Source organism: Colwellia polaris (assembly GCF_002104515.1).
GTDB classification, from domain to species: domain Bacteria; phylum Pseudomonadota; class Gammaproteobacteria; order Enterobacterales; family Alteromonadaceae; genus Cognaticolwellia; species Cognaticolwellia polaris.
The window spans coordinates 145663-158014 of record NZ_NBOE01000004.1 but is presented as its reverse complement, the minus strand read 5'-3'; the positions used below and the strand labels follow the sequence as shown (position 1 = coordinate 158014).

General features: G+C 34.8%; 11 protein-coding genes. 4 read left to right on the top strand and 7 right to left on the bottom strand.

Annotation, left to right across the window (positions count from 1 at the left end; genetic code table 11):
- Nucleotides 1–27: 27 nt before the first annotated feature.
- From B6A32_RS09080 to B6A32_RS09050, 7 genes are all read right to left on the bottom strand, one after another.
- Nucleotides 28–768 (bottom strand): hypothetical protein, encoded by a 741-nt coding sequence (locus B6A32_RS09080; RefSeq protein ID WP_085303142.1) that lies wholly within the window; start codon nt 766–768, stop codon nt 28–30.
- A 3-nt stretch (nt 769–771) separates the two neighbouring features.
- Entirely contained in the window at nt 772–1239 is a 468-nt protein-coding gene (locus B6A32_RS09075; RefSeq protein WP_085303140.1) for a hypothetical protein, read from the bottom strand.
- Nucleotides 1236–1940 (bottom strand): hypothetical protein, encoded by a 705-nt coding sequence (locus B6A32_RS09070; RefSeq protein ID WP_085303138.1) that lies wholly within the window; start codon nt 1938–1940, stop codon nt 1236–1238. Before B6A32_RS09070 ends, B6A32_RS09075 begins: the two co-directional genes overlap by 4 nt.
- A gap of 466 nt (nt 1941–2406) precedes the next feature.
- Nucleotides 2407–3306 (bottom strand): SEL1-like repeat protein, encoded by a 900-nt coding sequence (locus B6A32_RS09065; protein WP_085303136.1) that lies wholly within the window; start codon nt 3304–3306, stop codon nt 2407–2409.
- Nucleotides 3307–3401: 95 nt separating this feature from the next.
- A complete protein-coding gene (locus B6A32_RS09060; RefSeq protein ID WP_085303134.1) occupies nt 3402–4208 on the bottom strand; it encodes a hypothetical protein in 807 nt (268 codons plus the stop codon).
- 21 nt (nt 4209–4229) lie between these two features.
- Entirely contained in the window at nt 4230–4607 is a 378-nt protein-coding gene (locus B6A32_RS09055) for a hypothetical protein (RefSeq protein ID WP_085303132.1), read from the bottom strand.
- Nucleotides 4608–5146: 539 nt separating this feature from the next.
- The gene (locus B6A32_RS09050; protein WP_085303130.1) at nt 5147–5773 is read right to left on the bottom strand and encodes a hypothetical protein; all 627 of its coding nucleotides are present in this window, start codon (nt 5771–5773) and stop codon (nt 5147–5149) included.
- A 1167-nt stretch (nt 5774–6940) separates the two neighbouring features.
- On the opposite strand from B6A32_RS09050, the gene B6A32_RS09045 reads away from it, so the two are divergent.
- From B6A32_RS09045 to B6A32_RS09030, 4 genes are read left to right on the top strand one after another with little or no spacing between them, the layout of a single operon-like run.
- Nucleotides 6941–7660: a TnsA endonuclease N-terminal domain-containing protein gene (locus B6A32_RS09045; RefSeq protein WP_158088473.1), complete on the top strand. Its 720-nt coding sequence runs from the start codon at nt 6941–6943 to the stop codon at nt 7658–7660.
- A gap of 2 nt (nt 7661–7662) precedes the next feature.
- Complete coding sequence (locus tag B6A32_RS09040) at nt 7663–9618, top strand: DDE-type integrase/transposase/recombinase (RefSeq protein ID WP_085303125.1); 1956 nt, start codon at nt 7663–7665, stop codon at nt 9616–9618.
- 35 nt (nt 9619–9653) lie between these two features.
- A complete protein-coding gene (locus B6A32_RS09035) occupies nt 9654–10622 on the top strand; it encodes a TniB family NTP-binding protein (protein ID WP_085303123.1) in 969 nt (322 codons plus the stop codon).
- Nucleotides 10612–12336 carry a TniQ family protein gene (locus B6A32_RS09030; RefSeq protein ID WP_085303120.1) on the top strand — a complete coding sequence of 575 codons (1725 nt, stop codon included), beginning with the start codon at nt 10612–10614 and terminating at the stop codon, nt 12334–12336. Before B6A32_RS09035 ends, B6A32_RS09030 begins: the two co-directional genes overlap by 11 nt.
- Nucleotides 12337–12352 lie beyond the last annotated feature (16 nt).

Genomic DNA, 12352 nt, shown 5'->3' with positions numbered 1-12352 from the left:
TCATTTTGTGCTGCGCACAAACAACAGTTAATTTAAAATATTTTGGAAATAATCCCAAGCCTCTTTAGTTTCAAGCTCTACGGCATTGATTTTTTTGTTTAGTGACTCAATAACAGGGAGCCTAATAACTGCAATTGCTTCTAAATTTACAAGTGTTTGTTTTGCTTTTACATAGTCTTTATTCTCAAAGCAGTCCTCAGCTAATTGATATTGAGTCATATAACTTTCCCAAGGAATATCTTCGGAGTAAATTGCAAGCATAGGGCTAATATCGTAATCACTACTTTTGTTAGATGAAAATGGAGAAGGTAGCTTCTTTGTAAACAGATCAAAGTCATGTGATTTTAAGAGTTCAATTATCTGTTGTACGTTTTCTCTAATAACCCCTAGACAGAAGAACTCTAAATATTGCTTTTTTGTAAGCTCTATTAACTCATTTAATGTTCCATCACATATACCAAATTTCGCATACTCTTGAAGAAGGCTTTTAGTTTTACCTGTTTCACTATTAAACAAGTACCAAATCACTAACACATTATAAACAAAGTGCTTTGTTCCTAATTTTAGAGGATGCTTATTTTGCTTTTGATCGATAACTTTTTCATTAATCACTTTTGGCCGATATAAATTAGCATTCGCTTTTTTAGTAAAAATAGTATTTAAACAGTTCCTAATAGGGTCCGGTAATTGGTCCGTACTCTTAAAGTCATTACTGAGTTCGCGACGAGCAATTTCTAAAAATGATAAAGGCTCTATAGCAAGAGACATAACTTACCTCTCACGACAAAGTAGATCTCTAAGGACAGTTCTACTATATGACTTAGCTCTGCTTTGTCGAAGAATATCGACTGCTTGAACTCCCTTTGTACATTGATATATTTTGGTTTGATAGTTATAACTTAATACAGGCTCATTATCATAATGTTCGTAGATATAATTAATCGTTCCCATACATTGGCCAATCAAAATTGCTTCTAACTTAGAAAGTGAAAAGATGCCAAGTAAGTTTCTTCTATCCTCATCCACTTCATTGCATGATTCGACAACATTTAAAGGGGTTCTTTTCTTAATTAAATTAACAGCTAAACACTCGCCAAGTTCAATAAACTCTTTTTTACTCAGTAATACAAAATCTGCTTCCATAGCAGTTTGCAGGTGTGAGCAATCCTTGGGTAACGATTCTTTTGCAAAACTGACTTGGATCATTAAGCAAAATATTAATCCAATTAAATACTTCATTTTATTTCACCTTTACCACAATATTTGAATGCTTTAACCACCATAACGATAAATATAAACCAAGTTATAATTGAGAGTGAGTCAGCCACCACCCCATTTTCAAAAATATAAACCGCAGAGCTTACCGTTTCATCTGTGTACTCAACTTGTATGAACGTCAACATCAGTGCTAAAAATAATAATGATAGTTTTAGATAGTTCAGAACAATGAGGTTCAGAGAATTGGCACATATTGCTATACGATACCGCTTATCAAAGTTAGTGGCCTTTGTAGTTAACGTTTTTTTTATTTTGAACAGACTATAAAGTGCGATGAAGGACATACATAGCTTATCTAGCACATTGAGATCGCTGATCATGCCAATGCCTTTAACTAATTGTTGGGAATTATTAATAATTAAGTAAGAAAATCCGATGATTGAAAATATTGAAATGCACAGACTTATTACATGTAGGAAAGATTGAAAATACCCAATCTCAATATGTCTAAAGTTATAAACATCTTCTGGGTCGAATAGTCGAAGTTTTTGACGTTGTTTGTGTATCAATTTAACTTCACTATCAGTTAGATCGGCACTAGAGTTTTGCAGGTCGTTCGTTAGATTTTCGTTATTATTTGCTTCTACTTTATTATCTGATGCTAATGTTTGCTCATTTTCAACCGTAATAAAATCTGGTTTGTATGTGGATTCACCATTCATGGCGATACTTCTCCTGTCAATTCCTTTAACGCATATTCTCCTCATTCAAATAACAGAAGTAAATAGTCAAAAGTGTAATTTAAGAACTTTTGTGATAAAAATTGTAAAATTAATAACAAAATTATATCGCGTCATAAATAAAATGAAACGCGTCACTCTATGTCAAAAAAACCATCTAATTTAGACCTGAATTTATCTGTATAACCAACACTTTGCCACCACTGCGATTATACAGGCTTTAAACCTATCTAAGGCTTCTCCGATATAGTCTCTAAACATTGAGTTTTTTAATATTAGCCTTTGGTACATAACAGCTCAAAAGAAAACAATTGTTCTAAAACGAAAGTTCGTTGAAATATAGTTACGAAGGAACAAGCTAAGCCATCTATTTAGAACGAAATAAAAAGACCATTCGATATGGATGGTTTAGTGTTCAAATTGTAACGTAAATTAAGTAAATTGGGTTTTAATCATATTCAATTTCTAAGCTATGCTTTTTTGCTAAGGCTTCAAATCTGTTAGCTTTAAGCATGTCTTCCCCTCGAAGATTATTTAATGCTCGATTATGAAAGTAGTGATAACAATGCTTTATTGACTCTAGCCTTATAAAATCTATCTGAGTATCAGAATCAGCAATCATTTCAAAAATACGCATAGCGTTAAGTTGATCATCAAGCTCACACATATTTACTGCCATATTAAATGCCGATACATCGTTCTTAGTAGCTGCCCAAGCTAGTTGATAAAAGTTTATAGCTTTGGCTGTATCTTGAGTAATTCCACGCCCAATAGAGTAGCAATAACCTACGTTATAAAAACTCTTAGGCCATGATTTATTAGCTGTATATTGTAATTCTTTAAATGCCCCCTCAGGATCTTTAACTAAGTTTCTCATAGCTAACTCATAACGGAAAAATAGTGTAAACCAATCTACGCCACCCTTCTCGACCTCATATTTATCCAATTTTGACATAAATAGGCGATAGTCATCTATCAGACTGTTAAATTCTATAATAGCGTCTGCTAAATCAAAAAACCTTTTAATGTCAAAATCTTCAGCTAAAACAAAGGTTCTTCCAAAGTGCTGTACCAGTTCAAATAAAAACTCAACTTCACGAAAATTTTCTTTAGCTACCTGAAAATCTGTTGATTTATTAAGTATTCCCTTGAGCCTAAATCTCACACATTGAATTAAAAATAAAAAACCGGTATCTATTGAATCAGAAGTGCTTTGCCTCGCTGTAATTGACGCGTCTTTTGAGGCAAAGATTTCATTGATTTCGGCAAGTCTCAATGGATGAATTTCATTTACATTTTTTGCAAACTCTATAGCAATAGTAATTACACGTTCCGGTGCTTGTGACATTATCTAATTTCTCCCTTTTATTATTAAATTAAATCCGTTAATTGTAGGTTTCATCTACTAGGCATTTGATGAATAATTATCTTCAAACCGCACATTCATTTATTACTCATACCTGATTCAATCAAAAGTAACTCTAACCCTAATTCCATTTCATACCCACATGCGGCAAGTTTTAACAAAAATATTTTTTCTTCTTTTGTTCTATCTTTTTCACTTTTTTTAAGTATTTTGATTTCTATAGCTTTGTTACGCTCGATACTCTCGGTTTTCTTAATATTTTCTAAGTAAGAAGTCCTTAATTCAATTTTATTTTTTATTTGTATTATATCATCACTATAATCAATACTCGTTTTCGTTTCGTTAACAAACATAGCTGCTGCTAAACGTTGCTTAAGAATACAAAGCTCTTCATCAGCATTTCCTGTCACCGACGCAAGTAATCCAATTTGTTTCTCAACTAATGATTTTTTATAAGTTATTAATCCACTTTCATGAACATCCTTATATGAAAGCCCCGCCCCCTTTATACCCCGGTTTAGTTCTTCTTTCATTTCCTCGAAAGGATTAAGTGGCCATGAAGCATCAACAAATCTCTCAAGGTAATCAGCTGAGTCCATTGCTGATGCAAGCGCTAATTCTAATGCGGACTTTAATACCCTGTTAGTTTCTTCTTGCTTGTGGAGAGCCTCAAGTTGGGCTTCTAATTGAAGTTCCAGTTCTTCTACTCGACTATCAGCTATTAACTTAATTCGGCCTTTTGCAAGTAAAGTATTATATGTATCATATAATACTTTTGGGCTTCCACTTCCAATTTGCAGTCTCAAGTTAGTGCCGTTTATTGTCTTATTTTCTAATTCTAATTGATTGCAAGCTTCAATAATATCCAGCTCAGTAAATGACATTTTTCTACCCAAAATAGCACCTTATGTAATAAAGTTTACAAATTTAATTTTCTGCAACAGTCTGTAAATTACTGTATGATTTTCATAGTTTGAATCACTTAACACTGGTTCACCATACCCCCAACCAAGAAACGCTCTATCGACTTCGAAGCACCCACTCTCACAAAATACAGTAATATGATTAAAGTCCAATGAACTGTAATTGTTATATTTCCGATGGACGAAATAAACATCACCCAAGTATGAATCTGTTTTACTACAAATCTCATTAAGCATATCTACAACTGAACTAGCCAGCTTCAACCAATGATGCTTATAATCACGATTTATATTCATTAAATCAAAACACAGCGTGAATTTTTCCTCTTTTAGCTTTATAAAAACTGCCTCTGAGCCCATCTCGATAGCCTTACTGATTCAAACAATAATATTATCCTAACAAAATAAAATATATTTTAATATATTTTAAAATAAAAACTATTTAAATATATTTACAAATGCGATGAACCTTCATTAATTTGGAATAGCTGCTTGAACGTGGGGTGAGAAGTATGTTACTTACTTTAAGTCCATATTGAATTAGAACTATTGTCCGATTTGAAACAATAGCTAATAGTCGACATTAGCTTTTGTGCTTTATTGATTATATTTAGAGTGATATTAGCCAAAATATTTATTATCCGCTGTGTAGTGACTCCCCAAAACTAGCCTACAAGATAGATTAAAATAGATATAGGAATGTCCGCTTTCGTATCATTGCTGACCTTATTTCATATGGCTTTTAGTGAATGCTTTATGTCGCAATAAGCTTGAAACTAAGATTAGGATTAGGTATCTACCAATGCCTCCTAATCTAACTAAAACCCCCAAGAATTTGATTAAAAATCCTCATCATTTTTGATGTTTCGCATAATTTATAGGTTGTATCGTTGATGTGCTCACTTTTGCTTTAACAAATCAAAATACTCTTTAACCTCGTCTTTAATATCTAGCTCGTCGTTAACAAACCTCGCGAATCGTCGAATATATTTCTGACCTTTTTTGTCCTTATAAAAATTCTCTGGTTCATATTTTTGAATCATCGCAGAGAAGGTCATCCCGTCTAACCTGTCTAAAAAACACTGAATTTTATTTTCACTATGCACCTTGAGGTCTAAATAAGATTCTAATTTTTCGCGTTTTTTCGTGAGTTGATTAACTCGGTTTATTTCACTTTCATCATTCACGTTTGTATTTGTATCTTCCGCTATTTTCATCCCTCCTTTAAGAATTCTTCGACAATAACTAATCGTCGCATTGCGCCAGTACCTAAAAAGATATGCATCACCATATTGTTCCCATTTTTTTAATTTTTCCTTGGCACGCAACCCTAAAGGTGATTGAAATTGGAAGCCATTTAGTTCACTCCACTGTGAAACACAGTCTAATCGCCTCGACTGTAAGTCTTTGAGAAAAGGGTAGCTACTTAAGCGCTTTTGTATTTCTCTCTCAATCATGCTTTTTACATGTTCCTCGCGGGTTATTTTAACCAGCGCCCTAAGGAATAAATCAGATTCCTTTGTCATTTTATTATTCACTTCAACCTCTTTCACTTCTATTTTTACTCATTAATACAGTGCCTGCATTGACCAATCTTCACTAGAACAAAGCCACATCCCTCTTACCCTTTAAAACAGGGAAAACACCTATTCCTTGCTCAGCACTTAACCTAAGCACTTAAACCTCGAAAATTACCAAGCAATATAAACCCTTATAAAACAATTTTGTACTCTCACTAGCCTTAAAGGGGTATACGGTGAGAATTTTTGTCTTGTAGTCGTTTCGTTACGGCATTTGAGTCCGTGAGTTATCAATAACACAGAAAACACATTAAAAACAATGATGTACTTCTCAAAGCCCTAATAGGGTATGAGGTAAACAATTATTAAAGAGTCGTCGTTTCATCATGGCATTAGCGCTCGTTAGTTATTAATGACACAGAAAAGACGATACAAAACAGGATGTACTCCTCAAAGCCCTAATAGGGTGTGAGGTAAATAATTATTGGTGAGTCGTCGTTTCGTTACGGCATTAAAGCTCATTAGTTATTAAATAAAAAACCATACAAAACAATGATGTACTCCTCATAGCCTTAATAGGGTATGAGGTAAACAATTATTAATTGGTCGTCGTTTCGTCATGGCATTAGCGCTCGTTAGTTATTGATGTCACAAAAAGACGTTACAAAACAATGATGTACTCCTCAAAGCCCTAATAGGGTATGGGGTTAACAAATTATTAATGAGTAGTCGCTTACAGAATGCTCAATGTACAAAATGATTATAAATCATATAAAACAATAAGATATAAGGCTTGTACTCTCTTAAGCCCTTAAGGAGTGAAAGCACTATTAATGGCAAAAAATATGACAGGGTTGATGAAGAAACACTTAAGAGATGACTGGAACCAGCAATTTTGAATGGATTACAGGAATAAAAATAAAACTTTTTTACTTGTATAAAAACACAGTTTTAACAGTTTCAGAAAAAAAGGAAACACAACAAGGGATAAATACAACTTTGAAATATCTTAAAGTTCAAAAGCTTACAAAATTGAATTAATAGATGGTATATAAAACCTTAATAAACAATGTATTAATTAATTTCACTGTCAACTACACCTACTTGACAACGGTCATTTTTACAACAATAACTAACAAACTAGTTACACGAAAAACAAACATCGAGGCGAATGTGAATTATACTTTAAGAAACTTTATAGAAAATATCAGCTCAAAGAAGGATAAAGAGAAGTTTTTACAAGCTGAACAACTGACGCTGACTAGAAAACTCGCTAAAACTAGCCGAGTTAAACCCAGTATTAACTATTATTCACACAAGTTAAAAGCACTCCAGTATGCGGAAAGCATTCTAGAATCTGACGCATACCTACGATTAGAATTTGAACCTACGGTAAAGCGTTATTTAACGCAGCCTTGTACATTTTCACTAAAAATAAATAATCGAAAAACTCGCTACACCCCAGACGCCCTAGTCGAAGATACAAATGGCGATTACTTCTTTTTAGAGGTGAAGCCTGCCTACAAAATTCAAGAAGATGAAAGTCAAAAGAAAAAGTTTCAGCAGATTAAAGAATATTTTGAAAAGGAACTGAATGTACCTTTTAAAATTTTAACTGAAAAAGATATTCGTGTAGGAAAGCTCATTCAAAACCTTCAACAACTGTACTGCTTTTTAAGAGTACCGCTTGATTTCAATACCTCTGAAAAGATTGTGAAAGCGTTGCCTGAAGAAAGCACCGTTAAAACACTAGAAGATGTATGCAGTAGATTCAACCAAACCCCTCATTACGCTTGGGCGCTTATTGCTCATGGTTACTTTAATTTCGATTACGAAAATATGCTAACAAAATCGACTTTAATTTCTATTAATTATAGCCGTATAGGAGCTTAATAATGAATAACTCTCAAATGATTTTCAGTGAAGGCATGCGTATCAAATACTTTGGCGAAAATGCTCAAATAGAAGCAATAAAGCCAGAATTTGCAGTGATCACATTTGAAAATAAAGCAGCCACAATGCTTACACCCAAACAGTTAAATCATGCATTTAAAATTGGGCAGCTTATTGTTAAAAAGCGTGAAAATGCCGTCCTAATGCAAGGATTAACGTTGCCAGAAGACATCAAAGCAGCTGAATTACTCGAACCCTTTTTAATCGAGTTACATAATCAAGCCCACAAAAACTCTCTGGCGACTGCTCTAAAAGTGATAGCTAGAGTATGTAAGAAAAATAATATATCTCCTGATGATGCACCAAGCGGAACCACTCTTCGCAGAAAATATAAAGTTTATGTCGAACAAGAGCTCGATATCGCCGCAGTCATTAAGATGCCAATAAAAGCTCGTGCACCTCGATTAGATAAATCAGTAATTAAAATCACTGAAAAGTGCATCTATGACCTTTATTTGCAACGAAACGGGTTAAAAGCTTCTCAGGTTTTGAAAACAATCATTAGCGAATGTGCCAATGCCGGGTTATCTGATAAATGCATCAGTTCCTCACAATTTTACAACATGATAAAGAAGCTCGATCCTTTAGAAGTGATCCGATGTCGCCAAGGCCATGATGCTGCAAGACGTTTGGCCCGTGAATCTGGCGGAAAATACGTACTTGATTTTCCACTTCAACGCGTTGAGATTGATGCTGTTCATACTAAAGTTGGGCTTTTGTGCGACGGTACGCTTAAGTTCATTGGTGTACCAATCATCTACATTGCTATTGATACTTATACGCGCTGCATCATTGCATACGTCATTTCTTATGGTGAGTCACCGAGCGAACTGTCGTCTGCGGTAACAGAGCTGATCAAAAAATGTGTCAGCCCTAAATCTAAATCCCCCAAAGCAATGAATGACTGGCCGCTAACAGGCATTCCTTACGCCATCTTTGGTGACGCTGGCAGCGCGTTCGTTGCAAAAGAAGTTACATTACTGATGGCTCAATTGAATACACATTACATCACCACTGAGACCAAATCACCGTGGAAAAAACCTTTTGTAGAGTCATTTAATAGAACTATTCGTGGTCAGTTTTGCGATTCAATGCCGGGGTATATGAGACACGATGAAGAAAAAAATTATGATCAAACTATCCAAAATATGGCGACAGTAACAATAACAGAATTTATTGATGCATTGGATGTCTTTATTTTAGATCACTATCACCAAAACCCTCATTCGGGACTATATGGTGATACCCCAGCAAACTATTGCGAAAAAGCATTAGAGAATTTTGCCCCAAAAATGATACAGGATATGAGTATGCTAAAAGTCATAAAAGGCTCTGAAGATGAAGGCGCTATTCAACCGAGCAAAGGCATTCAAAAAAACGGTGTTTTTTATTCATCACCTCAATTGCAAAAACTGGGACGTGAATTAGCAACAACCAAAAAATCTCGCAGCCCTAAGGTTACCTATTTTTATGATAAAAACGACATTTCAGAAATTACCGTCATTAATGATCTTGACGCCACGATGTTTCAAGTCAGCGCTAAAAACCAAAACGTTCGCGGCGGTATGAGTTTAAAGGAATTTAAAAGTGGGTTACCAGAGAAAATCACAAAAAATATGCACTTTCCCTTTACTCCCTTTAATAAAGTCCTGACTGGACCAAATGAACGAAAAGATAGGTTAATGAGAGAGAAACGTGAGGCTGCTGAACTCAGAAAAGCTGAGGCGAAGAAAAAAGAAAAAGCTGCGTTAGCATCACAGGAACCGAGTGGTATGGGTGAACATATTGACAAAAATAAAAGCCGATTTGGTCAAAATCATACTGATAAGTCAATAGTTACTGAACGCCGATCTCATGATGACTGGGAGAGACCAGTCGACTTTTTTGACACAGAATAAACACCAAACTACATAAGCTTAAATGAGGAAATATAATGAGCAATAACGTAATTCATGAACAAGCAGTAGCATTTAGCAAAGTCGTTTGTAAGCACCCTGCCTATGTAAAAGCATGGAATGCAATCGAGCAACTTGAACGCTATCGTGGAATAAAGCCTAAACTAATTCTTGTTCAAGGCTCCACGGGCGCGGGTAAAACTTTCGTTTCAGAGCAAGTTCGCGCAACTCGCCCACCCGTTATCAGTGACACCATTTCAATCCTCCCGGTTGCATATGTAGATGTTTCATTGGCTTCAACAATTGGTAGTGTTTTAACTTCACTATTGAGTCAATTAGGTGCTCCTACACCTAATAGCGGCACAATTGCCAAACGCATGCTAGAGGTAAGCACGCTAATGAAAACGATGAAAGTTGAGTTAATTATTCTTGATGAAATACAAGATTGGATACCTAAATCAGGTGTCACCCCTAAGTCTGAAGTCTACCTTTTTTTCAAAAGTTGTCTCAATCAATGGAAGATCCCTTTTTTAATTTTAGGGACAGAGGATTCTCAAGACATCTTTATAGATGAACAACTTAAAGATAGGTGCTTACCCTTCCAAACCTTGCCAATTTTTAACTGCGTAGGAGCTAAAGGGATATTAAATTTTGGAGCCTTAATCGAGAGCATGCTATCGAAATTTCCGAGAAAAGTGAAAGGTATGAATTTTGTCAAAAAATCAACGAATGAAAAAGGAAAACCCGAGCTTTCGTTAGTTAAAAAGAACCGAGGGTTGTTACTTCGTTTATGCCTAGCAACCAAAGGGAAATTGCGATTAACGTCTGATTTATTAACAGAGTGCATTTATCAAACCCAAGAAGATGAAGTCGTAGATATGGAGGTGTTAGAAACAGCATATAATTATTCAATTAACGGAATAGAACACGCAAACCCTTTCGATGAATATACGAGTATGCGTACTGTAATTAAACAATTAAAAAAGAGAGGTTTATATGAAAAATAATAAAATAGCGTTGGAATTTCCGGTGCGTCCCCGACCTTTAGATAACGAAAGTATTGATGGTTATTTACTGAGATTAGGGCTATTAAATGGTCGAGATACTCGAAGTCGCATTGCGAGCGTTTTAGGTGTCAATTTAGCTGATTCGATATACGAAGTCGCCAGTCCACGTTATAAAAACATAGCTAAGAACTTAAGTAAAAGTGTCAGGTTGGAGACGGAGCAATTAGATGCGTTTTTTAAACCATTTCCTTTACCTATTTTTGATAACAACAGATTCATCAAAAAAATAGTACGACCAGTTCCTAGAGTGTGTACTACATGCTGTAGTCATGAAGAAAGTCGATATATCAAACAGGACTGGCACTTAGCACACCACACGCATTGCGAAATTCATAAGGTAAGACTCATTGAAAAGTGTCCCTGTTGCCAGTTCCCACTACATTCTAATGCCACAATACTCTGTGGTTGTTCAAAGTGTGGACTACAGTGGGAGGATTACTCTGCAATACCAACAGATATTCCTAATTATCAATTAGCATTCAAGTCACTTTCTAATGCAGAAAAAGAGGAATATATATCTGCTTTGTATAAGGCACTAGTCATAGTATCCAGACCTTACGATTGTGCATTTGAGCCTTTACGTAGAATGCCCGATAGTGACGTTGATATTGTGCACCAACTCAGTCAAGCATTTGACTTGTTAATATCAAAACGGTTTCGCAGTGAATTGAATGATATTAGAAAAGCTAGATTGTTAGCTGACGAAAAGTTACTTTTTCTCACGAACAAACAGGTAAATAGATTAGCTTTATTGCCAAGTATTCCGGTACCAAGACATGTGCAAAATATAGTGCCAAATGGGAAGTGTTCACCCATAGTGGATAACAAGTACATTAATAAAGCTAGAGAACGGTTTCTTATTGATGGCACAGAATACTGTTACCAAGTGTCTAAAGATACGGTTTCGACTTTACTTGAGCTAGATATTAAAGCGATTGACTACTTAATAGACTCAAAAAAAGTCAAATTCACAAAACAAACAGGTAGTTTAAATGGCGCTTTTGTCCACTTATATGAGATTGATTTATTTATAAAGATGCTCACAAAATCGGTCATAGTTAAAAGCCATGTTGGTGATGTTGACAACCTTATTTCTATGGAAAAGTTAAGAAAAGGTTTAAAGTTTTTTAATACGGACTTGGCGAAATTAATATCAATTCTGATCGATAATTCTGTACAGCTTTATTATTGCTCACCTGTTGTTACGATATCATTTAATCAACTATATGTTGATAGAGATGACATCACGACATTATTAGAAGAGCAGTTCATTCCTAGTTTTAATGAACAAGTCTCGAACGCAAAAATTAGACAAATGTGTTTTCTTAAACCAGATCAATATCATGCTTTGAAAACAAAATTTGATTTGTCTGACATTGAAGTTAAATATAAATATAGCTATGTATCACAGGAAAAGTTAACAGCTTTTTTTACAAAATATATCCTTTTAAATCGGTGGATAAAAATTCATGATGTGAAGCTAAAGGCGCTAGTTAAATATTTAGATTCTCAGCCAGATCTCGAACGCAACTTACTGGTGAATGAATATAATATCGTCTTATATGAGAACACTGAAAACCTCAAAAAAGCTTTAAATAGATTCTTAATTTTAACCAGCGGTGAGCCTCAAAAGCTCGCCGCTTTTTGTTTGTAATTTTAAAACCTCCCTT

Coding starts and splice junctions, on each gene's coding strand:
- B6A32_RS09080 (WP_085303142.1), bottom strand. CDS start 768: ATGTCTCTTGCTATAGAGCCTTTATCATTTTTAGAAATTGCTCGTCGC.
- B6A32_RS09075 (WP_085303140.1), bottom strand. CDS start 1,239: ATGAAGTATTTAATTGGATTAATATTTTGCTTAATGATCCAAGTCAGT.
- B6A32_RS09070 (WP_085303138.1), bottom strand. CDS start 1,940: ATGAATGGTGAATCCACATACAAACCAGATTTTATTACGGTTGAAAAT.
- B6A32_RS09065 (WP_085303136.1), bottom strand. CDS start 3,306: ATGTCACAAGCACCGGAACGTGTAATTACTATTGCTATAGAGTTTGCA.
- B6A32_RS09060 (WP_085303134.1), bottom strand. CDS start 4,208: ATGTCATTTACTGAGCTGGATATTATTGAAGCTTGCAATCAATTAGAA.
- B6A32_RS09055 (WP_085303132.1), bottom strand. CDS start 4,607: ATGGGCTCAGAGGCAGTTTTTATAAAGCTAAAAGAGGAAAAATTCACG.
- B6A32_RS09050 (WP_085303130.1), bottom strand. CDS start 5,773: ATGACAAAGGAATCTGATTTATTCCTTAGGGCGCTGGTTAAAATAACC.
- B6A32_RS09040 (WP_085303125.1), top strand. CDS start 7,663: ATGAATAACTCTCAAATGATTTTCAGTGAAGGCATGCGTATCAAATAC.
- B6A32_RS09035 (WP_085303123.1), top strand. CDS start 9,654: ATGAGCAATAACGTAATTCATGAACAAGCAGTAGCATTTAGCAAAGTC.
- B6A32_RS09030 (WP_085303120.1), top strand. CDS start 10,612: ATGAAAAATAATAAAATAGCGTTGGAATTTCCGGTGCGTCCCCGACCT.